Here is a 24,370-nt window from a genome sequence, read left to right as displayed (position 1 = left end):
CCAGGGAGCCAACGTGCCCGCACCGATGAAGCTCGGTTCCGTCCTCGGCGGCCGCTACAAGGTCGTCACCGACGTGCTGGCCACCGCCGAGGGCGACCGCGTGCTCGAGGGACAGGACCAGATCCTCGGCCGCCGCGTGTCGATCCTGCTGCCCGCGGAGCGGCACACGTCCCTGCTCGTGGAGAACGCCCGCTCCATGGCCAACGGCAGCATCGGCGCCCCCTTCCAGATCCTGGACCTGGGCCAGGCGGAGGCGCACACCTACCTCGTGACCTCGCACACCCCGGCCGCGGACATGCTGGACTCCCTGCTCGTGGAGCCGGACGACGTCGAGGACGAGTCCCTCAGCGACGACATCTTCGGCGCCCCGCGCGGCAGCGGCCCCGGGTCCTACGTGTACGACGAGCCGGACCCCACCAGCCCGACCCCCGTGGTCGCGACCGAGGCCTCCGACGACCTCGGCGGCGCGGCCCCCCAGCCCAAGGTCACCCGGTGGCGGGACGACGACTCGTACGACGACGCCGCGCCCGCCCCCTCGGTGCGCACCCGTCTCGGCCGGCCGGTGCGGGTCAGCGCCACCTCGACCCGCTCGACCCTCTTCGACCGCGCGGCGGCGAGCGGCACGGCGGCCTCGGCCGTCCGCACGGCCGGGACGGACATCGACCCGGGCTACGACGGCGACAACCGCTACGACAGCTACGACGACTACGACGACGGGCACCCGGACACGCCCCACGGGCCGGAGGAGGCGGCCGCGGCCGCGCCGCCGCGCCGGGAGGCGACCGCGGACCGGCCGCAGAAGGGCGGCCGGGGCCTGCTGCTGCTCCTGCTCCTGCTCCTGGCCCTGCTGATCGGTGCCGTGGTGTTCAGCTTCGACCGGCTGGGCGGACTCTTCGCCGGCTCGGACAGCCCTGAGCCCGCCGTGAGCGCGCCGGCCGAGGAGCAGGCCGGGGCGGAGCAGGTGCAGCCCAGCCCCGAGCCGGAGGCCCCGGCCGCCGAGCCGGAGCCCCGCGCCGTCACCCGGGTGGTGCCGACCGACCCGGGCTTCATGGCCGACCAGGACGCGCAGCTGGGCCAGATCGTCGACGGCAACCCGTCCACCTACTGGATCAGCTACGGGTTCTCCGACCCGAACTTCGGCAACCGGACGCCGAGCGTCGGCCTCGCCGTGCAGCTCGAGGAGCCCGCGCCCGTGGAGACGCTCAGGCTCAGCCAGTCGGCCGGCTCGGGCGGGATGTTCGACGTGTACGTCAACGACACCCCGAGCCTGGACGGCGCCGACCAGGTGGCCTCCGGCTCCTTCACGGGCCCGGAGATCACGGTTCCGCTCGCCGCGGCCGCCCAGGACGAGGACCAGCAGTACGTGATCGTGAACTGGACGCAGCTGCCGCAGCTGACGAACCCCATCGCCGGGTTCAACCACGGCCTGCGGATCGGCGAGATCCAGCTCGACTGAGGGCCCCGCTCCCCCCGCCGGGCCCGCCGGGGCGGGTCCGGCACCGGAATATCCGCCGCGCGCGCCCCGTTGTGCCAGTGGTCCCTGCGGTCGGCGTGCCCGGCCGCTCCCTGTACGGAAGGTCTGCAGAACAGTGAGCCCCGACTTCGGTCCCGTGATCAACGCCCTCAACCTCGTCCCCTCGACCGGCGAGCCGAAGGCCGGCGCGGACGACGAGACCGTCCACGAGGTGATCATCGTGGGATCCGGCCCCGCCGGGTACACCGCGGCCGTCTACGCGGCGCGCGCCAACCTCCACCCCATCGTCTTCGCCGGGTCCGTGACCGCGGGCGGTGAGCTGATGAACACGACCGAGGTGGAGAACTACCCCGGGTTCATCGACGGGATCCAGGGCCCGGAGCTGATGTCCAACATGCAGCAGCAGGCGGAGCGCTTCGGCGCCGACATCCGCTACGAGGACGTCGTCGCCCTCGAGCTCGAGGGCGAGGTGAAGACCGTGACCCTCGAGGACGGCTCCGTGCACCGCGCCCACGCCGTGATCCTCGCGACCGGCTCCGCGTACCGGGAGCTCGGCCTGCCGGACGAGAAGCGGCTCTCCGGCCACGGGGTGAGCTGGTGCGCCACCTGCGACGGCTTCTTCTTCAAGGAGCAGCACATCGCGGTGGTCGGCGGCGGCGACTCCGCCCTCGAGGAGGCCACGTTCCTCTCCCGCTTCGCCTCCAAGGTCACGATCATCCACCGGCGGGACCGCTTCCGCGCCTCCGAGATCATGCAGCAGCGCGCCTTCGACGACCCCAAGATCGAGGTCCTGTGGAACGCCGAGGTCGTGGGCATCAACGGCGAGGACAAGGTCCGCTCCGTCACCGTCCGTGACACGGAGTCCCACCAGACCTCGGAGCTGCCCGTGACGGGGCTGTTCGTCGCCATCGGCTCCGATCCCCGCACCGCCCTGGTCAAGGACCAGCTCGAGCTCACCGTGGACGGCACCATCGCCGTGGACGGCCGCAGCTCCACCACGAGCCTCGCCGGGGTCTTCGCGGCGGGCGACGTCGTGGACGCCACCTACCGCCAGGCCATCACGGCGGCGGGCTCCGGATGCGTCGCCGCCGTCGACACCGAGCACTACCTCGCCGCCCTGCACGACCGCTCGGTCCTGCACAGCTGAGCCGTCCCGGTCCGGGCGCCGCCGGCGCCCGGACCGGCATGGGCCATAATCGAACCAGATCCGCCTTCCGCACCACGTCACCCAGAGCGGTCCGGGCACGCCGACCGCGCGCCCGGCACCCGGACAAGGAGAAACATGAGCGCCGCCAAGAACGTCACCGACGCCGACTTCCGCACCGAGGTCCTCGAATCGGACAAGCCCGTCATCGTGGACTTCTGGGCCGAGTGGTGCGGCCCCTGCCGCATGGTCGGCCCGGTCCTCGACGCGATCGCCGCCGAGCACGCCGACGCCGTCGAGGTCGTGAAGCTGAACGTGGACGAGAACCCCGCCGTGGCGTCCCAGTACGGCATCACGTCCATCCCCGCCATCTACCTCTTCTCCGGCGGCGAGGTGGTCAAGAAGGCCATCGGTGCGAAGCCGAAGAGCGCCCTCGAGAAGGAGTTCGCCGACTACCTCGTTCCCGGGAACTGAGCGGACCCCCGACATCCGCGACACCCCGGGCTCGTCCGCCCCTCCCCCGTCGGGGAGGGGCGGACGAGCCGCTGTCCTGGCGCCACGCCGACCCCTCCGACCCGTGGGACACCCGTGAACAACGACGACACCGAACCGATGCTGCGCCGGACCATGACGAGCCGCCGGGTGGTCAGCCTGCGGGAGCGGCTGCTCCGGGCCGGCGTCACCGTGGCCTACCTCGCCCCGCAGGACGTCAACAACCCCTCCTACTTCGACGACCACGTCGACGCCGCCGTGCGCGCCTTCCAGCAGGAGCGCGGGCTCATCGTGGACGGTCTGGTGGGCCCGGAGACGGACCGGTGCCTCAACGAGGCGCAGTACGCCCTCGGTGACCGCCCGCTCTACGCCGACGACGACCACCCGCTCCGGGGCGACGACGTCAGCATGCTGCAGCACAACCTCTCGCGGTTGGGTTTCTACTACGGACACCTGAACGGGGTGTTCGGCAGCAGCACGCACCACGCGGTCATGGAGCTCCAGCAGAGTCTGGGTCTCGGGGCCACCGGAGTGGTGGACCGCGAGACCATCGCCGCGCTCGCCCGGATCAACAAGAACATCACGTCCTCCAAGGCCTTCTCGCTGCGCGAGTACCACCGCCTGGAACGGGCCACCTCGGCCCTGCGCGGCCGCTCCGTGGTGCTGGTCCCGTCCGGGGCAGCGGGTCAGCAGCCGCCGGCCTCGGCGGCGCCGGACTTCCGCGACCGCGCCGACGAGGTGACCCGGGACGTCGCCGTCCGCGCCTCCGAGCTGCTGCACGAGATCGGTGCCGACCCCTCGGTGGTCTCGCCCGGGCGGAAGCTCCACGACCGCCGCGGCGTGCCCGTGCGGACCGCAGACTCCACCCGGGAGGCCGTCGCCGGGAGCCGGACGGACTCCGTGGTGGTCACCCTGCACTGCGACTGGAACGCCTCCCCCGCCGCCGGCGGTGTCGCCTCCTACTACTGGGGCGAGCAGGACCGCTCCGAGATCTACTCCCCCATCGGCGAACGGGCCGCGGTGCTCGTGCTCAAGGAGATGGTCGCCCGGACCGGGGCGCTCGACCTCGGCACCCACGCCCGGCAGTGGGACCTGTTGCGCTCCCAGGACGCGCCGACCATCTGGCTCGACCTCGGCTACCTGTCCAGCCCTGCCGACCGGGCCGCCCTCGCCGATCCCGAGCACCGGAACCACCTGGCCGAGGCCGTCGTCTTCGGTCTGCAGCGCATGTTCCTGCTCGCGGAGGACGACGTGCCCACGGGCACCATGAGCGTCGACGACGTCACCGAGTACAACGGACGCTGAACCGCCCGCCGAGCTGACCCGGTGCACGGAAGAGCCCCGGTGTTTCACGTGAAACACCGGGGCTCTTCCGTGCGATCGGTCGTCTAGGTGCGATCCATCCCGGGGTCCAGCACCTCGATGATGCGGTTGAGGTCCTCCACCGAGGCGAACTCGATGGTCATCTTGCCCTTGCGGGCCCCCAGTGCGATCCGCACGCTGGTGTCCAGGCGGTCGGAGAACGCCTCCGCGATGTAGTCGAGCCGCTCCTTGTTGCGCCCGGCCGGGGCGGCCGCCCGTTGCGGCTTGCGCTCCCCCGTCTCCGTCAGCTGTACGGCCTCCTCAGTGGCCCGGACCGAGAGGCCCTCCGCCACGATCCGCTGCGCGAGTCGTTCCATCTGCGCGGGGTCGGCCAGGGACAGCAGGGCGCGGGCGTGCCCCGAGGACAGCACGCCGGCGGCCACGCGTCGCTGGACGAGCGGCGGCAGGCGGAGCAGACGGATCGTGTTGCTGATCTGGGGGCGGGAGCGTCCGATGCGCCGGGACAGTTCTTCCTGCGTGGCACCGAACTCCTCCAGCAGCTGCTGGTAGGCCGCGGCCTCCTCGAGCGGATTGAGCTGGCTGCGGTGCAGGTTCTCGAGCAGGGCGTCTCGGAGCAGGTCGTCGTCCGCCGTCTCGCGGACGATCGCCGGGATGGTCGGCAGCCCGGCGCGCTGGGTGGCGCGCCACCGCCGCTCGCCCATGACCAGTTCGTACGCCTGCTCCCCGTCCTCGCGGGTGGGTCGCACCACGATGGGCTGCAGCACACCGAGCTCGCCGATCGAGTACGCGAGCTCTGCGAGCTCCTCCTCGTCGAACACCTGACGGGGCTGCTTGCGGTTGGGGTGGATGGCCGCGACCGGGATCTCGGCGAACGTGGCACCGGGCACCGCCGCCAGCTCCTCGACCTCCGCGTCCGTTTCACGTGAAACATCGCCCGCGGACGCACCGGGAGCGGGACGGTCCGTCACGTCGGTCGCCTCGGTCACCTCTCCCGCGCCGGAATCGTTTGTTGCCTCCGGCGCGTCGCCCGCGGCGGCGGCACCGGTCACGGCCACATCGAGACGCTGCTGCTCCGGTGCGGTCGTCCCATCGTGAGGTCCCTTCAGCGGGGCCTCGGCGTCCTCCGCGGACGGGCGGGTCTTCTTCGGACTCGATGTTTCACGTGAAACGCCGGCCCGGTTCCCCGGACCGGGATCCGTCGTCGTCGACGAAGTCTCCCCCGCGTCAGCCGCCGGCTCGGCGTCAGGGGCACCGGCCGATGGTAGGAAGAACATGTCGGAGGGCCGGCTGACGAGTGTCGTGTTGCGCAGGGCCTCGCCCATGTCCATCCGCGCTTTCATGGCCTTCTGCCGTGCCGCAGGGCTGACAGTCCTGCTCCGCCCGCCGGCAGCCGATCGCTTCGCCGGCTCGGCGGACCTGGGCTGCTCGGGGACGTCATCTGCGTCTGCGGTCTCACCGACAGCACCGGAGGCAGCCTTCGACGTGGTCCGGGTCCTCGTGGCTGGCTCTCCGCCGGCTGAGGGCCGCTGCGTCGGGGTCCCGGTTGCCGCTTCCTGCTGGTCGATCGAGTTCTCACCACGTGCGGGTGTGGCTTCGGCGGACGTCGTTCCACGTGAAACATCCGTGCGGGCCGCGTCCTTCCGGGACGTGTTCTCCGCGTTCGTCGACGGCACCGGAGCCGGGCCGACGTCCGCGCCCTGTTCCTCCTTCACCGGGACCTCGGCAGCCGGTGCACTCGGAATGAGTGCCCCCAGCCCTCGGCCCAGTCCACGTCGTCGTTCGCTCACGGTGTTCCTCTCCCTCGCCCGGCAATCCGGACAATTCTAGCCGAGCCGCGCGTTCCGACGAGCCGTTTCACGTGGAACGGTGCGTCTCGTGCGCGGCGCTGGCGGGAACAGCAGGACGCCCGCCTCCAGAAGGAGACGGGCGTCGGGCGGGGGAGTGGCCGGGGAATGGCCCGGGGCCGCTCCGTCAGCGCTGGGCGCGCTGGGCGATCTCGGCCGCCGCCTCCAGGTAGGACAGCGCCCCCGTGGAGCTGGGGTCGTAGCTGATGACGCTCTGCTGGTAGCTCGGCGCCTCCGAGATGCGCACCGAGCGGGGGATCATGGTCTCCAGGACCTCGGCGGGGAAGTGGTTGCGCACCTCTTCGGCCACCTGCGACGCGAGGTTGGTGCGACCGTCGTACATGGTGAGCAGGATCGTCGACACCGACAGCTCGGGGTTCAGGTGCTTCTGGATCATCTCGATGTTCTTGAGCAGCTGACTGAGCCCCTCGAGCGCGTAGTACTCGCACTGGATGGGGATCAGGACCTCGGTGGCCGCGACGAACGCGTTGAGGGTCAGCAGCCCGAGACTCGGCGGGCAGTCGATGAAGACGTAGTCGAGCCGCTCCATCCCGTCGGCCTCGCGCTGCTTCGCGTACGCCTCGAGCGCCCGGCGGAGCCGGTGCTCGCGCGCCACCATGGACACGAGCTCGATCTCCGCGCCGGCCAGATCGATGGTGGCCGGGACGACCCACAGGTTGTCCGCCTCGGCGGACGGCTTCACCGCGTCGGCGATGGGCATCTCGTCGATGAGCACGTCGTAGGTGCTGTCGACCTCCGAGTGGTGCTCCACGCCGAGGGCCGTCGACGCGTTGCCCTGGGGATCGTTGTCGATGACGAGGACGTTCTGCCCCTGTCGGGCGAGGGCCACCGCGATGTTCACCGACGTGCTCGTCTTGCCCACGCCGCCCTTCTGGTTGCTGATCGTGAAGATCCGCGTTGCGGCGGGCTTCTCCAGCTGGACCTTTTTCAGCCTGGCGCGTCGCCTGGTCTCCTCCACGAGCTTCCTCCCCAGCGGCGTGTCCTCCGCCATCGTTGTGGTCATCTTGGGCAGCTGTCCGTCCGTTTCACGTGAAACACGAGTACCCCGATCAGGAACAACCTTGATCGATTGATCAAGCGGATCGGGGGGGAACTCGGCGTCGAAGCCTCGCGGACTTCCCGCGCCGTCGTCGATCGGCATCTGACTGCGCACCTTCCCGGTTCGTCTCGAACTCGTTCCGTCGGAGCACGCCTCCCGCGGGGGAGGGGTGCCTGGGACCGCGCCGCAGGTCAGGTTGCCGTCGACCCGTGGCCGAGCTCGGCGCACCGCCCGTGGCACACTCCTCCCAGCCTACCGCCGACACCGCGCGGAGCAGGCGGCGGTGCTCAGAGCCGGACCCGCACCACCGTGGTGGGCTCCTCGAGCAGGTCCGCCCCGGCCGGGACGATCTCGGTGGACCGGGCGCCGAGCCGGTTCAGCTTCTTCTGCGCCTTGCGCACCTCGTCCGCCGCGGAACGGCCCTTGAGGGCGAGCAGCTCTCCGGTGCCGCGCAGCAGCGGCAGGGTGATGTCCACGAGACCCACCAGGGCCGAGACCGCGCGGGCGGTGACCACGTCCACCTCTCCGACCTCGTCCCGGGCCTGCTCCGCCCGGGCCCGAAGCACACGCACGTTCGTGAGCCCGAGGTCGGCCACGACCTCGTCCAGCCACTGCACGCGCCGCTCCAGCGGCTCGATGAGCGTGATCCGCAGGTCGGGCCGGGCGAGGGCGAGGCACAGCCCGGGCAGACCTGCGCCCGATCCGACGTCGGCCACGCGGGCGCCGGTCGCGATGAGCTCCTCGACCACGGCGCAGTTGAGCACGTGCCGGCTCCACAGCCGGGGCACCTCCCGCGGGCCGATGAGCCCCCGGACGATGCCGGATGACGCCAGGTGCGCCACGTAGCGCTCCGCCAGCGGCAGCCGCTCGCCGAACAGCCGCTCGGCGGCGCGCCGCTCCTGCTCGTCCGGGACCGGCGGGTCCTGCGGAGCGGGGGAGGGGCGCGGCTCCTCGGCCATCAGCCCTGCGGAACGGACACGACGATGTGCCGTGCCGCCCCTTCGCCCTCGGACTCGCTGACGAGACCCTGCTCGGCGACCACGTCGTGCACGATCTTGCGCTCGTAGGCGGACAGGGGGTCGAGGTGCACGCGCTCCCCGGTCTCCTGTGCCTCTCGCACGGCCGCCAGGGCCAGGTCCTGGAGCTGACCGGCCCGGCGGAGCCGGTAGCCGCCGATGTCGAGCACCAGGCGGGAGCGCCGGTCGGTGGCGGCCAGCACGGAGAGGCGCAGGAGCTCCTGGAGGGCCTCCAGGACCTCGCCGTCCTCGCCGACCAGCGCCGACAGGCCCTCGACGTCGTCCCCGTCGGCAACGACCGACAGGTAGGTGCGACCGTCGCGGACCTCGATGTCGATGTCCCCGTCGAGGTCCGCCGTGTCCAGCAGCTCCTCGAGGTAGTCGGCCGCGATCTCGCCCTCCTCCTCGAGCGGATCGACGGCGGCGGTCTCTGCGGCAGCGGTCTCCGCGGCCGGGGGCTCCGCGGCCGGGGGCTCCGCGGCCGGGGTCTCCGCGGCCGGGGTCTCCGCGGCGGGGGCTCCCGCCCCGGCGCCGCGGTCGGCGTCGTCGCGCGGCGCGGGGGGCTGCACGTCGTCGGCGTCCTGGGTGGTCTGCCGGATGTCGGTCATGTCGTCTCCTGGGGCCGTGGAAGCACGGGGCCGGGCGCGCCGGCCCCGTGCGGGGAGGGGGTCGAGCCGGGTCGGCCGGCCGCGGTCATCGCGCCTGTTTCCGCTTCGCCTGCTGCCTCTGGCGCTTCTTGCCGACCGGCTGCTGACGCTGCCCGGCGGCGGCGCGGGCACGCTGCTCCTCGATGTCGGCCTCGTGCTCCTCCACGGTCTTGCCGAGCGGGGGGAGCCCCTTGGCGGCGCGGCGCTCGTTGAGCTCCTGCTCGGCCTGCGAGCCCGGGGTCGGGTTGTTGCGGATGACCCACCACTGCTGGCCCATGGACCAGACGTTGGAGACGGTCCAGTAGATGAGGACGCCGATGGGGAAGTTGATGCCGCCGATCGCGAAGACCAGGGGGAACAGGTACAGCATCATCTGCTGCTGGCGGTACATGGGGGAGGCCTTCGCGGCCTCGCTCATGTTCTTGGCCGTCAGCTGCTTCTGGGTGAAGAACTGCGAGGCGGACATCGCGACGATCATCACGATCGCCAGGAGGATCGTGGCCACGTGGTTGCCGTCGCCGGGGTTGAGCAGCGTGGAGAACAGCGGGGCGCCGAAGAACGTGGCCTCGTTGAAGGACTGCACGGTGGCTGCGTTCAGGACGTGCACGCCCTCGCCGGCGGCCGCGGAACCGGGCACGCCGTTGAGGACCTGGAACAGCCCGAAGAAGATGGGCATCTGCACCAGGATGGGCAGGCAGGCGGAGAACGGGTTGGAGCCGTGGCTCTTGTACAGCTCCATCTGCTCCTGGGCCATGGCCTGCCGGGACAGCTGGTCCTTCTTGCCCTTGTACTTGGCCTGGAGCTTGGCCATCTCCGGCTGCAGCTCCTGCATGCCGCGCATGGACTTGATCTGCTTGAGGAACAGCGGGATGGTCAGCGTGCGCATGACCAGGGTCAGGCCCACGATGCACAGCACCCAGGTGATGCCCGCGGCGGGGTCCATCCCGATGGCCGTCAGCATCTCGTGGAACACCCACAGCACGGCGGAGACGACCCACCTGAAGGGGAAGAGGATCATTTCGAACAGGTTCATGGGGAAGGCTCTCCTTGGGCCGCGGGACCGGTGGCCCCGGCGGGGTGGTGCTGGTGGCGCTCAGCAAGGGTGGGATGGTTCAGCAGGACGATCCGGGGAAGGGACGCGAAGTCGGGGAAGACCCGGCCCCCGTCCGGGACCCTGTCGATCCCACCCGCCGCCCAGGGGTGGCAGCGGAGGAGCCTGCGGACGCTGAGGCCCAGGCCGCGCACGGCGCCGTGCACCGTGACGGACTCGAGGGCGTAGGCCGAGCAGGAGGGGAAGTACCGGCAGACGTCCCCGTACAGGGGGGAGACGATGGTCCGGTAGAGCTTGAGACCCGCGATGAGTGCGTTCTGGGGCAGGAACCACAGGACCTGCCACGCGGACGCCGGGCGGACGAACTCGTGGGGAGCCGCCGCGAGGAGGTCCTCGGGCGCGTGAGCGTGCTCGCTCATGACTCCGGCTCCTCCCGTGCGGGTCGTCGGTCTGCTGCGGTGGTCGTCGTCCCGGCGGTCCCGGGAGCCCCGGCCCGCGCGGACGCCGTCCGCCACGCCTTCGCGTAGTCGGCGGCCAGCTCCGTCCAGTCCGCGCGGGAGGCGGGCGGCAGCGCGCGCACCACGACGTCGTAACCGTACGGGGCCTGCCTGACCGTGGTCTGGGCGAGCTCCCGGAGGCGTCGCTTCACCTTGTTGCGGCGCACGGCGTTGCCCACGGCCTTCGAGACGACGAAGCCGAACCGGGCCGGGTGCTCTTCGCCGGTGGGACGCACATAGACGACGACGTTCCGGCGCCCGTTGCGGGCGCCGGAACGCGTGGTGGCCGAGAACTGGGCCGAGGTCCGGATCCGGTGCTGTTCAGGCAGCACGGTCCCGCTCCTGCACGGTCGGCGGCTCGGGCGGCTCCGGCACGACGACGAGCGCCCGTCGCGGGGCGGTCGTCGGAAGCGCCGGCGCCGACACGGACCGGCTCAGGCGGAGAGCTCGGTGCGGCCCTTGCTGCGGCGGGCGGCGAGGATGGCGCGGCCGGCGCGGGTGCGCATCCGGGCACGGAAGCCGTGCTTCTTGGCGCGACGGCGGTTATTCGGCTGAAAAGTCCGCTTGCTCACTGGTTACTCCAAAGGCGTCAGGGTGTGCGCCCGTCCTCGGGCTCACCGCACCGGGTTCGGCGCGGCGGAGAGGGACGGTCACAGCGGTGCTGGTGGATGCGTCCGAGCATGCGGATGGGCATGACAGTGGACACAAAAGACTACTTCACCCTAGACAACGGGCAGGGGACGGTCAAATCAGCGACGGGTGGCCGCGGGCCCCGGTGCCGCCGGCGCGGGAGCGGGGCGGCCGGGGCGGAACCGGGTCGAACGGTGGTCGAGTGCTGGATCGGGCACCGGGAGACCCGGTGCCGCTGTGCAGTTCACATCCTACCCACAGCTGTGCACGGATCTTCATCACATCCTGTGGAAAACCGGCCCGGCCGGAGCCGCGGAACCACGCGGATCGGGGGTCGAACTACACGTCTGTAGTTCCCGGAGCCCCCGGAAAACGGCTATGAACACGTTCGGCGCATGTTCTAGGCTGGCACTCGCGGCTGGCCCCCGACAGCTTTTCCACCGTTGTGAACAACGCTGTGGACAAGATCCCCGGCGAGGGGCCGGGACGATCCGTCCACCGCCTCGTCATCCCGACGACAGCTCGATGACATCTCGACGACAGCAGGAGTACGCGTGGGCACGCAGGACAATCAGGCGCTCAGCGCGCAGTGGGCCGAATGCGTGCAGTACATGTACGAGGACCCCATGACCACGGGGCGCTACCGGGGGTTCATCTCCCTGGCCCAGCCCCAGGGCCTCATCGGCACCACGCTGCTCGTCGCGGTCCCGAACGAGCTCACCCGCGAGTTCTTCCAGAACCAGATGGCGTCCGTGCTCCGGTCCTCCGTGGGCCGGGCCTTCAGCCCCGAGACGCTCGTGGCGTTCGTGGTGGACGCCGACCTCGAGACCGCTCCCGCACCGGAGGCGGGCGCCTCGACGCCCACCGCGGCCCTGCCCCCGATCAGCGAGCTCGAGGCGGAGCGCAACCGCACCGACCTGCCCGCACGGGTCGACCACGCCGACACCGCCGACGCGGTGGAGGTCGACCGGCGGACGGCCGGCCTCGACCGGCAGCCCGCCGGGCTCATGGCGCCGCCCCCGGAGCCGGCACACCGCTCCGAGATGGGCGGGGCCGACCGGACCCTGCCGCCGCCGCGGGACCCGCAGGCCGCCCCGCCCCGCCGCCCCGTCCAGGACACCGGCACCGCTCCCGCCGTGGTGGGGGAGTGGGACAGCTCCGCGCGGCTGAACCCCAAGTACGTCTTCGACTCCTTCGTGATCGGCCAGTCCAACCGGTTCGCCCACGCCGCGGCCTTCGCGGTGGCCGAGACCCCGGCCAAGGCCTACAACCCCCTGTTCATCTACGGGGAGTCCGGGCTGGGCAAGACGCACCTGCTGCACGCGATCGGCCACTACGCCAAGCGTCTCTACCCCCAGGTGCGGGTGCGCTACGTGAACTCGGAGGAGTTCACCAACGACTTCATCAACTCCATCCGCGACGACGAGGGCTCCTCCTTCAAGGAGATCTACCGCAACGTGGACATGCTGCTGATCGACGACATCCAGTTCCTGGCGGGCAAGGAGCACACGCAGGAGGAGTTCTTCCACACCTTCAACGCGCTGCACAACCACGAGAAGCAGATCGTGATCACCTCCGACATGCCGCCCAAGCAGCTCACCGGCTTCGCCGAGCGGATGCGGTCCCGCTTCGAGTGGGGCCTGATCACCGACGTGCAGCCGCCGGAGCTGGAGACGCGCATCGCGATCCTGCGCAAGAAGGCCACGAGCGAGGGCATGGACGCCCCCGACGACGTGCTGGAGTACATCGCCTCCCACATCTCCACCAACATCCGCGAGCTCGAGGGCGCCCTGATCCGGGTCACCGCGTTCGCCTCCCTGAACAAGCAGTCGGTGGACCTGCCCCTGGCCGAGCTGGTGCTCAAGGACCTCATCACCGACGACGGCGCGCAGGAGATCACCGCGGCCTCGATCCTGGCCCAGACCGCGGTGTACTTCGACATCAGCCTCGAGGAGCTCAAGAGCAAGTCCCGCACGCGCACCCTGGTCACCGCCCGGCAGATCGCGATGTACCTGCTTCGCGAGCTCACCGACATGTCCCTGCCGAAGATCGGCCAGGAGCTCGGCGGCCGCGACCACACCACGGTGATGCACGCCGACCGCAAGATCCGCACGCTGATGGCCGAGCGCCGGCAGATCTTCAACCAGGTCACGGAGCTCACCAACCGGATCAAGCAGCAGCAGCGCGAGGGCTGAGCCCGGCCCCACCCCTCCTCGAAGGCCCCGGCGGAGCACCGCCGGGGCCTTTTCGTGTAGTTCGTCCACAGGCTCCGCCCGCGGGATCCCGGGCCCGGGGGCACCCTCCTGCACAGGATGTCGGCGCTTGTGGAGCGCCTGTGCACAGGACAGAACCCACACCTGTGGATAAAATTGTGGAATTCTCCGTCCGACCGGTGGAGAACCTCGGTACAACTCGGTGGAGGGCTGTGGAACCCGCGGAACCACGCGGATCTCGTCCACCGGCAGCACGCGTTCCGGTGGACCCCGAACCACAGGAACTCAACAGGCCGCCACCGCCCGGGTGCTGGCCGAGGGGCAGTTATCCACAGATTCCACAGCGGTTATTAACACTCCCATCCTTAAAGAGACATCTGGCCAAACAACAAGAATCCTGGAACGCCGACCCCGTCCGGGACCTCCCGGGCCCCGGATCACCCGGACGCCGCCACGGAGCGGCCGAATGGCCGTCCTGTGAAACGGACCGATACGATGCAGAGGGCGAAGACCCTGTTCGCACCGCTGCACCCCGCGGCGCGGCCCGCACCGGACCCTGTCCGGGACCGTGGCTCCGCCGTCCTTGCTCAGACTGAAAGGCAGCAACCTCTCGTGAAGTTCTCCGTCGAACGCGATGTTCTCGCCGAGGCCGTCACCTGGACCGCTCGGTCCCTCTCTCCTCGGCCCCCGGTCCCCGTGCTGTCCGGTCTGCTCATCCGTGCGGAGGGCGGTCAGCTGTCCATCGCGAGCTTCGACTACGAGATCTCCGCGCGGCTGTCGATCAGCGCCGACGTCCAGGAGGAGGGCACCACCCTCGTCTCCGGCCGTCTGCTCGCGGACATCTGCCGCTCCCTGCCCTCCGCCCCGGTCGAGGTGCACGCCGACGAGGGGAAGGTCACCCTGACCTGCCGCTCCTCGCGCTTCAACCTCGCGGCCATGCCGGTCGGCGACTACCCGGAGCTGCCCGCGCTGCCGGACGTCTCCGGCGTGGTGGCCGGCGACGAGTTCGCCCACGCCGTGGCGCAGGTGAACATCGCCGCGAGCAAGGACGACACCCTGCCCATCCTCACCGGCGTCCGCGTGGAGATCGAGGGCGAGAAGATGACGCTGCTCGCCACGGACCGCTACCGGCTCGCGATGCGCGAGCTCACCTGGCGGCCCAGCACCCAGGACATCTCCACGGCCGCGCTGATCAAGGCGCGCACCCTCAACGACATCGCCAAGACCCTCGGCCCGGCCGGTGACATCAACATCGCCCTGTCCGACTCCGCGGAGCTCGTCGGCTTCGAGTCCGGCGGCCGCCGCACCACGAGCCTGCTCATCGACGGCGAGTACCCCAAGATCCGGTCGCTGTTCCCGGAGCACACGCCGATCACCGCGGCGGTGCGGACCACCGAGCTCGTCGAGGCCGTCCGGCGCGTCTCGCTCGTGGCCGAGCGCAACACCCCCGTGCGCCTGGCCTTCACCCAGGGGCAGGTGGCCCTGGACGCCGGGACCGGCGAGGACGCCCAGGCCTCCGAGGTCCTCGACGCGCACCTCACCGGTGACGACATCACGGTGGCCTTCAACCCGACGTACCTCTCGGAGGGCCTGCACGCCTTCGCCTCCGACTACGTCCGGTTCTCCTTCACCGCCCCGCCCAAGCCGGCCGTGCTCTCCGCCCAGGCCGAGCCCGAGGGCGAGGACAAGGACGACTACAAGTACCTGCTGATGCCGGTGCGGCTCCCCAGCCAGTGACCGGCCGGCCCGGAACCGGAAGCTGCTGATCCCGGCGTGTTCGTCGACCACCTCTCCCTGCTCGACTACCGGACGTATGCCCATCTGGACATACGTCTCGCTCCCGGGACCACCGTGTTCCTCGGGCCGAACGGCGTGGGCAAGACGAACATCGTCGAGGCCCTCGACTACACGGCGGGCCTGTCCTCGCACCGGGTGTCCTCCGACGGCCCGCTGATCCGCTTCGGCGCCGACCGCGCGATCGTCCGCGTCCGGGTGCGGCGGGGCGGGCAGCAGACCGTCCTGGAGCTCGAGCTCAACGACGGCCGCGCCAACCGGGTGCGCATCAACCGGGCCTCCCCGGTGCGGGCCCGGGACGCGCTCGGCATCGTGCGGACCGTCCTGTTCTCGCCGGAGGACCTGGCGCTGGTGAAGGGGGACCCCTCCCACCGCCGGCGCTTCCTCGACGACCTCGCGAAGTCCATGCGCCCGGTCCTCGCGGGCACCCTGGCCGACTACGAGAAGGTGCTCCGGCAGCGCAACGCGCTGCTGAAGTCGGCCCGCCGGAGCGGCCGGTTCACGGACACCCACCGGTCGACCCTGGCGGCGTGGAACGACCAGTTCGCCCGCGCCGGGGCCGGCATCCTGCACGCGCGCCTGCAGCTCATCGACGCCCTGGCGCCCCAGGTGGCGACCGCCTACGGCCAGCTCACGGACGGGACCAAGGAGACGACCCTGCGCTACGTGTCCTCGGTGCTGCCCGAGAGCGCGGCCGGGGACGCCGAGCGGCTGCGCGGGTTCACGCCCGCGGACCTGCACCAGCTGATCCTCGACGCGTGCGAGGCCTCGGAGCAGCGGGAGCTCGAGCGGGGGCTGACCCTCGTGGGCCCGCACCGCGACGAGCTCGAGCTGCTGCTCGGGACGGCGCCGGCCCGGGGCTACGCCTCCCACGGCGAGACCTGGTCCTACGCCCTCGCGCTCCGCCTCGGCTCCTGGTACGTCCACCTGGCGGACGACCCCACGGAGGGCGCCGCGCCGATCCTCGTCCTGGACGACGTGTTCGCGGAGCTCGACGCCCGCCGCCGCAGCCGTCTCGCCGCGATCGTGGCCTCCGCGGAGCAGGTGCTCGTGACCGCCGCGGTCGAGGAGGACCTCCCGGCCGAGCTCGTGGCCGGTCCGCACGACGTGGTGCGGGTGGGTCCCGGCACCGCCGTCCGGGACGACGAGCAGGCGCCCGCCGGGACCGGTCCGGAGCCGGAGGAGGCGTCGTCGTCGTGACCGGGCCGCGGCGCGAGGACGACCCGCTCCCCGCCGGGGAGCCCCAGGAGTCCCCTGTCCCCGAGGCGAACGTCGTGCGGATCGAGGACGAGATCGACGCGCCGGCGGCGCTGCTCACCCGGATGCGCCACGCGGCGGAGGCGCGCGGGGACGGGCGGCTCTACGGGGCGGCCGCCCGGCGCAACCTCAAGGGCTTCGGCGCCGCCATGGAGGCGGCCACCGCGTCGGCCGCCGAGCGCCTGGGCCGCCGCGGCAACGACGTCGACCCGCGGGCGCTCGGCGGGTACTCCGGGGCGGGCCGTTCCGCCCGCGACCCCCGGGGGGTCGGCACGGTGCTGGACGGGCTCGTGTCCGGGCGCGGCTGGAAGGCGCCGGTCGCCGTGGGGTCGGTGCTGGCCCGCTGGGACGACCTCGTGGGCCCGGGCATCGCCGGGCACTGCCGGCCGGAGAGCTTCGACGAGACCGTGGTGCGGGTCCGGTGCGACTCCACCGCCTACGCCGCGAACCTGCGCCTCATGGTCCCGCAGCTGCTGCGCATGTTCGACGAGCACCTGGGGGAGGGCATCGTCACCCGGATCGAGATCCTCGGTCCCACGGCCCCGAGCTGGAAGCGCGGCCGCCGCTCCGTGCAGGGCCGGGGGCCCCGCGACACCTACGGCTGAGGCCGGTGGTCCGGACCGCTGAGCGGCCTCGTGGCGCGCTGCGGCCCCCCGGTGGCGTCCTGGGGGTGGCGGAGCGGAGGAAAAGTGGTCCTGAGGCCCTTTCCCGGCCGCTCAGAGGGACCTGTGAGCACCCCGAGCCCACGGTTTTCCGATAGAATCGGTTCCAGACAGCAATCGACGGACCGGGCCCCCACGGCCGATCGCGACAACCTCGCCCGCGGCGCGGGCACCCGGAGTCGTCGACCCGTTCCGACCCCGCACGAGCCGATGAGCCGCCCGAACGTCTCATCGGCGTTCTCTTGTGCCGTCCGGAGCGGGACCGGTGTGCCCAACAGGAGGAGCCAGGAACCCGTGGCAACAGAGGATCCGCAGAAGCGCGAGTACGGTGCCGGTGACATCACCGTCCTGGAAGGTCTCGAGGCCGTCCGGAAGCGACCCGGCATGTACATCGGCTCGACCGGCCCGCGGGGGCTGCACCACCTCGTGTACGAGGTGGTCGACAACTCGGTCGACGAGGCCCTGGCGGGCTACTGCGACCACATCGAGATCACCCTGCAGGCCGACGGCGGCGTCAAGGTCGTGGACAACGGCCGCGGCATCCCCGTGGACATCCACCCGACCGAGGGCCGGCCCACGGTCGAGGTCGTCATGACGATCCTGCACGCGGGCGGCAAGTTCGGCGGCGGCGGCTACGCCGTCTCGGGCGGGCTGCACGGCGTGGGCATCTCCGTGGTCAACGCGCTGTCCCGGCGCGTCGAGACCGAGGTGCGGCGCCAGGGTCACGTCTGGCGGATGGTCTTCGCCGACGGCGGCATGCCCCAGGGCGAGCTGGTCCGGGGGGAGGAGACCTCGGAGACCGGCACCACCCAGGTCTTCTACCCGGACCCCGACATCTTCGAGACCGTCGACTTCGACTTCGAGACGCTGCGGGCCCGCTTCCAGCAGATGGCGTTCCTCAACAAGGGCCTGCGGATCACCCTCACGGACGAGCGGGCGCCGGAGGAGTCCGGCGAGGAGATCGCCGGCTCCGCCTCGGACCGCACCGCCGTCCACGCGGACGCCGAGCCGGTCGAGGGCCGCGACGGCGGCACCGACGTCGCCCGGCTCAACCACGAGGACGAGGACGGCGCCGGCCACCGCCGGGTCGTCTACAAGTACGACCACGGCCTGCTGGACTACGTGACGTTCCTGAACACGTCCAAGAAGGCCGACCTCGTCCACGACGACGTCATCGCGCTCGAGTCCGAGGACACGGAGCGCAAGATGTCCCTCGAGCTCGCCATGCAGTGGACCACGGCCTACACCGAGTCCGTGCACACGTACGCGAACACGATCAACACCCACGAGGGCGGCACCCACGAGGAGGGCTTCCGCTCGGCGATGACGTCCCTCGTGAACCGCTACGCCCGGGAGAACAAGCTGCTCCGGGACAAGGACGAGAACCTCACCGGCGACGACGTCCGCGAGGGCCTCACGGCCGTCATCTCGATCAAGCTCGCCGAGCCCCAGTTCGAGGGCCAGACCAAGACGAAGCTCGGCAACTCCGAGGCGAAGACCTTCGTCCAGCGCGAGGTGAACAACCGGTTCGGCGACTGGCTCGAGCGCAACCCGGCCGCGGCACGGGAGATCATCCGCAAGGCGATCAACGCCTCGCAGGCGCGGCTCGCGGCCCGCAAGGCGCGCGAGACCACCCGGCGCAAGGGCCTGCTCGAGTCGGGCGGGATGCCCGGCAAGCTCAAGGACTGCTCCTCCAAGGACCCCTCCCTGTCCGAGATCTACATCGTGGAGGGTGACTCCGCGGGCGGCTCGGCGGTGCAGGGCCGGGACCCCGCGCACCAGGCGATCCTGCCGCTGCGCGGCAAGATCCTCAACGTGGAGCGCGCGCGGCTGGACCGGGCGCTGTCCAACACCGAGGTGCAGTCGATGATCACCGCGTTCGGCGCGGGCATCGGCGACGACTTCGACATCGAGAAGGCGCGGTACCACAAGATCGTGCTGATGGCCGACGCCGACGTGGACGGCCAGCACATCACCACGCTGCTGCTGACGCTGCTGTTCCGGTTCATGCGCCCGCTGATCGAGCACGGCTTCGTCTACCTGGCCCAGCCGCCGCTGTACCGGATCAAGTGGTCCAACGCCCCGCACGACTACGTCTACACGGACGCCGAGCGGGACGAGGCGCTGGCGCGCGGGCTCGCCAACAACCAGCGCATCCCCAAGGACAACGGCATCCAGCGCTACAAGGGCCTCGGCGAGATGGACTACACCGAGCTGTGGGACACCACGATGGACCCCGACCACCGCACCCTGCTGCAGGTGACCATGGAGGACGCGGCCGCCGCCGACCAGATCTTCTCCGTGCTCATGGGCGAGGACGTCGAGTCCCGCCGCGAGTTCATCCAGCAGAACGCCAAGGACATCCGGTTCCTCGACATCTGATCCGCGACATATGTCCCGCTCGGCATGCAATGACCGGGGGCGGGACCTGCGCAGGACCACGAGGACGAGCAGACAGAACGGAAAGACCGCATGAGTGACGAGACCCAGGACGGACCGACCCCGGAGGACGCCGGCCTCGCCGGCGACCTCGAGCACACCCCCGTGCTGACCGACCGCGTGGAGCAGGTGGACCTGCAGACCGAGATGCAGCGGTCCTACCTCGACTACGCGATGGCCGTCATCGTGGGCCGCGCCCTGCCGGACGTCCGGGACGGGCTCAAGCCGGTGCACCGGCGCGTGCTGTACGCGATGTACGACGGCGGCTACCGCCCCGACCGCTCCTTCAACAAGTGCGCCCGCGTGGTGGGCGAGGTCATGGGCCAGTACCACCCGCACGGCGACTCCGCGATCTACGACGCCCTCGTGCGGCTGATCCAGGGCTGGGTGATGCGCTATCCGCTCGCCCTGGGGCAGGGCAACTTCGGCTCCCCGGGCAACGACGGCGCGGCCGCCCCGCGGTACACCGAGACCAAGATGGCGCCCATCGCCATGGAGATGGTCCGGGACATCCACGAGGAGACCGTCGACTTCCAGGACAACTACGACGGCAAGAACCAGGAGCCGTCGGTGCTGCCGTCCCGGTTCCCCAACCTGCTGGTCAACGGCTCGTCCGGCATCGCCGTGGGCATGGCCACCAACATCCCGCCGCACAACCTGCGCGAGGTCGCGGACGGCGTGCAGTGGTACCTCCAGCACCCGGACGTCTCCAACGAGACGCTGCTCGAGGAGCTGCTGCAGCGGATCAAGGGCCCGGACTTCCCGACCGGCGCGCAGATCCTCGGGCACAAGGGCATCGAGGACGCCTACCGCACCGGCCGCGGCTCGATCTCCATGCGCGCCGTGGTCAGCGTCGAGGAGATCCACAACCGCACCTGCCTGGTGGTCACCGAGCTGCCCTACCAGGCGAACCCGGACAACCTCGCGATGAAGATCGCGGACCTCGTCAAGGACGGCCGCATCACCGGCATCGCCGACATCCGGGACGAGACCTCCGGGCGCACCGGGCAGCGGCTGGTGATCGTGCTCAAGCGCGACGCGGTGGCCAAGGTGGTGCTCAACAACCTCTACAAGCACACGCAGCTGCAGGACAACTTCTCCGCCAACATGCTCGCGCTCGTGGACGGGGTGCCCCGCACACTGAGCCTCGACGCGTTCATCCGGCACTGGGTCACCCACCAGATGGACGTCATCGTCCGCCGCACCGAGTACCGCCTGCGGCAGGCCGAGGCGGAGGCCCACATCCTGCGGGGTCTGCTCAAGGCGCTCGACGCCCTCGACGAGGTCATCGCGCTCATCCGCCGCTCCCCGACGGCCGACGACGCCCGCAGCGGGCTCATGGAGCTGCTGCAGATCGACGAGGACCAGGCGCAGGCCATCCTCAACATGCAGCTGCGCCGGCTCGCGGCCCTCGAGCGGCAGAAGATCCAGGACCGGCACGCGGAGCTCGAGCGGCTCATCGCCGAGTACACCGAGATCATCGCCTCGGAGGAGCGCCAGCGCGGCATCATCTCCTCGGAGCTCGACGAGATCGTGGGCCGCTACGGCGACGACCGCCGCTCCGAGATCATGTACGGCTACGACGGCGACATGTCGATGGAGGACCTGATCCCCGAGGAGGAGATGGTCGTGACCATCACCCGCGGCGGATACGTCAAGCGCACGCGCTCCGACCAGTACCGCTCCCAGCGGCGCGGCGGCAAGGGCGTGAAGGGCGCGCAGCTGCGCGGGGACGACGTCGTGGAGCACTTCTTCGTCACCACCACCCACAACTGGATCCTGTTCTTCACGAACCTGGGCCGGGTCTACCGCACCAAGGCGTACGAGCTGCTGGAGGCGGGCCGGGACTCCAAGGGCCAGCACGTGGCGAACCTGATGGCCTTCCAGCCGGGGGAGCGGATCGCCCAGGTCATGGAGCTACGCTCGTACAGCGACGCCCCGTACCTGGTGCTCGCCACCCGCAGGGGCCTGATCAAGAAGTCCCGGCTGATGGACTACGACACCAACCGCACGGCCGGGGTGATCGCGATCAACCTGCGCGACGACGACGAGCTCGTCTCGGCCCAGCTGGCGTCCGCGCAGGACGACCTGCTCCTGGTCTCCCGCAACGGGATGTCCCTGCGCTTCACCGCGAGCGACGAGGTGCTGCGGCCCATGGGGCGGGCGACCTCCGGGGTCACCGGCATGAAGTTCCGGGACGGCGACGAGCTGCTCTCCGCCAACGTGGTCACCGACGACGCCTACGTCTTCGTGGTCACCGAGGGCGGCTACGCCAAGCGCACCAAGGTGGAGGAGTACCGGGTGCAGGGCCGCGGCGGCATCGGCATCAAGGTGGCCAAGCTCGCGGAGCAGCGCGGCCGGCTGGTCGGCGGGATCATCGTGGGCGAGGAGGACGAGGTCCTCGTGGTCATGGAGTCCGGCAAGGTCGTGCGCACCGGCGCCTCCGAGGTCCCGGCCAAGGGCCGCGACACGATGGGCGTGATCTTCGCGAAGCCCGCCCAGGGCGACACGATCACCGGGGTGGCCCGCAACGCCGACCGGGAGATCGCCGAGGAGGTCGACGCCGAGGCCGTGGCCGAGGTCGACGTCCAGCTCGACGAGACGATGGAGACGGCCGACGTCCTGGACACGGGCGAGGCAGACGGAGAGGCCGACGAGCTCGGTCCGGTCCCCGGTTCCGGGGACACGACGGACGATGAAGTAGCGTTGGACCCGAACAACAACGGAGGTAACGCATGAGCTCGAGTTCCGGCTCCAACACCGCCGGCCGGTCCGGACGCTCCCCCCTGGCGTCCGCACCCCGCCCCGGGAACGGGTCGCCGTCCGGGACGGCGAGGCCCTCGACGAGCGCCCGGACCGCGCCGAAGCCGGCGAAGTCGGGCTCGGGTCCCGCGAAGTCGAGCGCTGCCCGGTCCGGCTCCGGCCCGGCGAAGAGCGCCCGGCCCGCGAGCTCGACGAAGGGCCTGGTCCGCCCGGCCCCGCGGCCGCGGGTGCGCCGGGCGCGGCTTGTGGTCTCGAAGGTGGACACCTGGTCGGTGCTCAAGCTCGCGTTCCTGCTGTCGGTCGCGCTGGGGATCATCACCGTGGTCGCCGCGGTCGTGCTGTGGATCGTCCTGGACCTCACGGGCCTGTTCGACGGGATCAACGAGCTGCTCGGGATGCTGGGCGGCGCGGGCGGGGCCCTGAACATCAAGGACTTCCTGTCCCTGGGGCAGATCGCGATCTTCGCGACCATCGTCTCCGTGGTCAACGTCATCCTGCTGACCGCCCTGTCGGTGCTCGCCGCCCTGCTGTACAACATCGCGGCGGCCCTCGTGGGCGGGATCGGGCTCACCCTCACGGACGACTGATCCGGCGCGGTTCCGGGGAGTCCGGCCCGGCCGGGGCGATTTGGCACGGGTCGGCAACTCCGGTATCGTTTCTTCTCGGTCCGCAAGGGCCGTGAGAGGGCGTATAGCTCAGACGGTTAGAGCGCTTCGCTGATAACGAAGAGGTCCCAGGTTCAATTCCTGGTACGCCCACGGTTTCCCTTTTCCGCAGGTCAGGAGGCAGGCGTGAACAGGAAGATGGCTGCGGCTCTCGCCCTGGTCGGCGCGTCGGTCGCCGTGCTCACCAAGTTGCGGGAGGCCGACGCCGACAGGAACGCCTGGGCGGACGCCACCGACGAGGTGGAGTAGCCCGGACACCACGGGGACGTGGCGCAATTGGTAGCGCATCTGCTTTGCAAGCAGAGGGTTAGGGGTTCGAGTCCCCTCGTCTCCACCACATCGGATCCCGATCGAGCAGACGCTCGGTCGGGATCTTCTCGTTCGCGGGCTCGTCACCGCGCGCCGCCGCAACGGCAGAGGCCCCCGCTCCCTGCCGGGTGCGGGGGCCTCTGCCCGAACGGGCGGGGGTCAGGCCTCGTTCTCGTCCTTCTTGCCCTGGATCTGCTCCTTGACCTCGTGGATCGTGGTCTTGGCGTCCTCGCCGACGGTCTTGGCGCTGTCCTTGACCTCGGCGGCGGCGTCCGAGACACCACCGGACTGACCGGCTGGGGTGGTCGCGTCCTTGACGTCGTCGACCTGCACACCGGTGCCGGCGGCCACGGTGGACTGCTGGGCCACCGGGGAGGCGGTCACGCGCGGGGACGTGGCCGCCGGGGTCTTCCAGGGGTCCTCGACCGGGCGGGACGCCTTCCAGGCGGCCACGCCGGCCGCACCGCCGGCCACGAGCAGGCCCAGCAGCAGGAGGCCCTTGTGGGACTTCTCGGCCTTCTTCTGCTGCTTGGCGTAGTCCTTGGCGACCTTCGAGGCGGCCTTCTTCGCGTTGGCCACGGCCTTCTTGTCACCGGTCAGCTTCGCGACGATCGCCTCGAGCTGCTCGGGGGTGTCCGCGTCGGCGAACTTGCCCGCGAGCAGGGCGGCGGCACCGGCGTACTTCGCCTGCATCGCGGCGCGGCTCTCGGAGGCCCGGTCCGCGGCCTTCGCGGCCACGGGGCCGGCGGTCTTCGCGGCCTTGGCCGCGACCGGGGCGGTCACCGCGGCGGCCTTCAGCTTGGCGGAGCCGGAGAGGTCGTGGGCGCGGCCCAGACCCTCCTGGACCTTGGGGCCGGCGGTCGCGACGCCACCGGCGAGGGCCGCGGCGCCCGCCTCGACGCTGTGCTGGAGCCGGGGCGCGAGGTCGCCGATCTCCTTGGACGCCCACTTGCCGGCGTCCAGGACCTTGCTCTCCGCGGCCTTCTGCGCCGCGACGGCCTTCTTCTCGCTCTTGGTCTTCTTGAAGCTCATGAATCCATCCCTCCTCGGGTCGTGACAATCCACTGTCAGCATACGGGCAGAGCCGTCG

Annotated in this window: 21 protein-coding genes and 2 tRNA genes; 14 read left to right on the top strand and 9 right to left on the bottom strand. The window is 71.0% G+C overall.

What is annotated here, in order from left to right; all coding sequences use genetic code 11:
• Positions 1–13: 13 nt before the first annotated feature.
• The 4 genes from CK505_RS02130 to CK505_RS02115 all read left to right on the top strand — a co-directional run bounded on the left by CK505_RS02130 (position 14) and on the right by CK505_RS02115 (position 4,415).
• Positions 14–1,456 (top strand): hypothetical protein, encoded by a 1,443-nt coding sequence (locus CK505_RS02130; protein WP_095650049.1) that lies wholly within the window; start codon positions 14–16, stop codon positions 1,454–1,456.
• A gap of 154 nt (positions 1,457–1,610) precedes the next feature.
• Entirely contained in the window at positions 1,611–2,621 is a 1,011-nt protein-coding gene (trxB, locus tag CK505_RS02125; protein ID WP_255250873.1) for a thioredoxin-disulfide reductase, read from the top strand.
• A 135-nt stretch (positions 2,622–2,756) separates the two neighbouring features.
• Positions 2,757–3,092: a thioredoxin gene (gene trxA / locus CK505_RS02120; protein WP_017835063.1), complete on the top strand. Its 336-nt coding sequence runs from the start codon at positions 2,757–2,759 to the stop codon at positions 3,090–3,092.
• Positions 3,093–3,206: 114 nt separating this feature from the next.
• A complete protein-coding gene (locus tag CK505_RS02115; protein ID WP_095650047.1) occupies positions 3,207–4,415 on the top strand; it encodes a peptidoglycan-binding protein in 1,209 nt (402 codons plus the stop codon).
• A gap of 83 nt (positions 4,416–4,498) precedes the next feature.
• Here the strand turns inward: CK505_RS02115 and CK505_RS02110 are convergent, their stop codons facing one another.
• The 8 genes from CK505_RS02110 to rpmH form a co-directional block, all read right to left on the bottom strand.
• A complete protein-coding gene (locus tag CK505_RS02110) occupies positions 4,499–5,755 on the bottom strand; it encodes a ParB/RepB/Spo0J family partition protein (protein WP_255250872.1) in 1,257 nt (418 codons plus the stop codon).
• Between the two features lie 649 nt (positions 5,756–6,404).
• Positions 6,405–7,301 (bottom strand): ParA family protein, encoded by an 897-nt coding sequence (locus CK505_RS02105; RefSeq protein WP_244915827.1) that lies wholly within the window; start codon positions 7,299–7,301, stop codon positions 6,405–6,407.
• A gap of 323 nt (positions 7,302–7,624) precedes the next feature.
• On the bottom strand, positions 7,625–8,296 hold the full coding sequence (gene rsmG, locus CK505_RS02100; RefSeq protein WP_095650044.1) for a 16S rRNA (guanine(527)-N(7))-methyltransferase RsmG: 672 nt from the start codon (positions 8,294–8,296) through the stop codon (positions 7,625–7,627).
• Complete coding sequence (locus tag CK505_RS02095; RefSeq protein WP_095650043.1) at positions 8,296–8,961, bottom strand: R3H domain-containing nucleic acid-binding protein; 666 nt, start codon at positions 8,959–8,961, stop codon at positions 8,296–8,298. The genes rsmG and CK505_RS02095 overlap by 1 nt, the downstream gene beginning before the upstream one ends.
• 85 nt (positions 8,962–9,046) lie before the next feature.
• Positions 9,047–10,033: a membrane protein insertase YidC gene (yidC, locus tag CK505_RS02090; protein WP_095650042.1), complete on the bottom strand. Its 987-nt coding sequence runs from the start codon at positions 10,031–10,033 to the stop codon at positions 9,047–9,049.
• On the bottom strand, positions 10,030–10,470 hold the full coding sequence (gene yidD, locus CK505_RS02085) for a membrane protein insertion efficiency factor YidD (RefSeq protein ID WP_035924359.1): 441 nt from the start codon (positions 10,468–10,470) through the stop codon (positions 10,030–10,032). The genes yidC and yidD overlap by 4 nt, the downstream gene beginning before the upstream one ends.
• Positions 10,467–10,880 carry a ribonuclease P protein component gene (gene rnpA, locus CK505_RS02080; RefSeq protein WP_095650041.1) on the bottom strand — a complete coding sequence of 138 codons (414 nt, stop codon included), beginning with the start codon at positions 10,878–10,880 and terminating at the stop codon, positions 10,467–10,469. Before rnpA ends, yidD begins: the two co-directional genes overlap by 4 nt.
• Before the next feature lie 102 nt (positions 10,881–10,982).
• Positions 10,983–11,120, bottom strand: a complete 138-nt coding sequence (gene rpmH, locus CK505_RS02075) for a 50S ribosomal protein L34 (RefSeq protein ID WP_019181680.1) — start codon at positions 11,118–11,120, stop codon at positions 10,983–10,985.
• A 660-nt stretch (positions 11,121–11,780) separates the two neighbouring features.
• On the opposite strand from rpmH, the gene dnaA reads away from it, so the two are divergent.
• The 10 genes from dnaA to CK505_RS02030 all read left to right on the top strand — a co-directional run bounded on the left by dnaA (position 11,781) and on the right by CK505_RS02030 (position 23,308).
• The gene (dnaA, locus tag CK505_RS02070) at positions 11,781–13,373 is read left to right on the top strand and encodes a chromosomal replication initiator protein DnaA (RefSeq protein WP_017835072.1); all 1,593 of its coding nucleotides are present in this window, start codon (positions 11,781–11,783) and stop codon (positions 13,371–13,373) included.
• Between the two features lie 630 nt (positions 13,374–14,003).
• A complete protein-coding gene (gene dnaN / locus CK505_RS02065; protein ID WP_035924354.1) occupies positions 14,004–15,128 on the top strand; it encodes a DNA polymerase III subunit beta in 1,125 nt (374 codons plus the stop codon).
• A gap of 36 nt (positions 15,129–15,164) precedes the next feature.
• On the top strand, positions 15,165–16,385 hold the full coding sequence (recF, locus tag CK505_RS02060) for a DNA replication/repair protein RecF (RefSeq protein ID WP_017835074.1): 1,221 nt from the start codon (positions 15,165–15,167) through the stop codon (positions 16,383–16,385).
• Positions 16,382–17,047, top strand: coding sequence for a DUF721 domain-containing protein (locus CK505_RS02055; RefSeq protein ID WP_172604895.1), 666 nt, complete (start codon positions 16,382–16,384; stop codon positions 17,045–17,047). The genes recF and CK505_RS02055 overlap by 4 nt, the downstream gene beginning before the upstream one ends.
• Before the next feature lie 351 nt (positions 17,048–17,398).
• Complete coding sequence (gene gyrB / locus CK505_RS02050; protein ID WP_017835076.1) at positions 17,399–19,486, top strand: DNA topoisomerase (ATP-hydrolyzing) subunit B; 2,088 nt, start codon at positions 17,399–17,401, stop codon at positions 19,484–19,486.
• 90 nt (positions 19,487–19,576) lie between these two features.
• Positions 19,577–22,282: a DNA gyrase subunit A gene (gene gyrA / locus CK505_RS02045; RefSeq protein WP_017835077.1), complete on the top strand. Its 2,706-nt coding sequence runs from the start codon at positions 19,577–19,579 to the stop codon at positions 22,280–22,282.
• Entirely contained in the window at positions 22,279–22,893 is a 615-nt protein-coding gene (locus tag CK505_RS02040) for a DUF3566 domain-containing protein (protein WP_081615871.1), read from the top strand. Before gyrA ends, CK505_RS02040 begins: the two co-directional genes overlap by 4 nt.
• 97 nt (positions 22,894–22,990) lie before the next feature.
• Positions 22,991–23,064: transfer RNA gene (locus tag CK505_RS02035), tRNA-Ile, on the top strand.
• Between the two features lie 33 nt (positions 23,065–23,097).
• A complete protein-coding gene (locus CK505_RS18775) occupies positions 23,098–23,220 on the top strand; it encodes a hypothetical protein (protein WP_255219369.1) in 123 nt (40 codons plus the stop codon).
• 12 nt (positions 23,221–23,232) lie between these two features.
• Positions 23,233–23,308 (top strand) — tRNA-Ala (locus tag CK505_RS02030).
• Positions 23,309–23,439: 131 nt separating this feature from the next.
• Here CK505_RS02030 and CK505_RS02025 read toward each other — a convergent pair.
• The gene (locus tag CK505_RS02025) at positions 23,440–24,312 is read right to left on the bottom strand and encodes a hypothetical protein (protein ID WP_095650040.1); all 873 of its coding nucleotides are present in this window, start codon (positions 24,310–24,312) and stop codon (positions 23,440–23,442) included.
• Positions 24,313–24,370: the final 58 nt, after the last annotated feature.

This window comes from Kocuria sp. WN036, from assembly GCF_002287015.1.
Lineage (GTDB): Bacteria > Actinomycetota > Actinomycetes > Actinomycetales > Micrococcaceae > Kocuria > Kocuria rosea.
The sequence above is the reverse complement of the archived record's forward strand: the minus strand, read 5'-3'. Positions and strand labels throughout refer to the sequence as shown.

Excerpts from the sequence above, each read along its gene's own strand:
- trxA (WP_017835063.1), top strand. The coding sequence starts at position 2,757 with ATGAGCGCCGCCAAGAACGTCACCGACGCCGACTTCCGCACCGAGGTC.
- CK505_RS02110 (WP_255250872.1), bottom strand. The coding sequence starts at position 5,755 with ATGGGCGAGGCCCTGCGCAACACGACACTCGTCAGCCGGCCCTCCGAC.
- CK505_RS02105 (WP_244915827.1), bottom strand. The coding sequence starts at position 7,301 with ATGACCACAACGATGGCGGAGGACACGCCGCTGGGGAGGAAGCTCGTG.
- rsmG (WP_095650044.1), bottom strand. The coding sequence starts at position 8,296 with ATGGCCGAGGAGCCGCGCCCCTCCCCCGCTCCGCAGGACCCGCCGGTC.
- CK505_RS02095 (WP_095650043.1), bottom strand. The coding sequence starts at position 8,961 with ATGACCGACATCCGGCAGACCACCCAGGACGCCGACGACGTGCAGCCC.
- yidC (WP_095650042.1), bottom strand. The coding sequence starts at position 10,033 with ATGAACCTGTTCGAAATGATCCTCTTCCCCTTCAGGTGGGTCGTCTCC.
- yidD (WP_035924359.1), bottom strand. The coding sequence starts at position 10,470 with ATGAGCGAGCACGCTCACGCGCCCGAGGACCTCCTCGCGGCGGCTCCC.
- gyrA (WP_017835077.1), top strand. The coding sequence starts at position 19,577 with ATGAGTGACGAGACCCAGGACGGACCGACCCCGGAGGACGCCGGCCTC.
- CK505_RS02040 (WP_081615871.1), top strand. The coding sequence starts at position 22,279 with ATGAGCTCGAGTTCCGGCTCCAACACCGCCGGCCGGTCCGGACGCTCC.
- CK505_RS02025 (WP_095650040.1), bottom strand. The coding sequence starts at position 24,312 with ATGAGCTTCAAGAAGACCAAGAGCGAGAAGAAGGCCGTCGCGGCGCAG.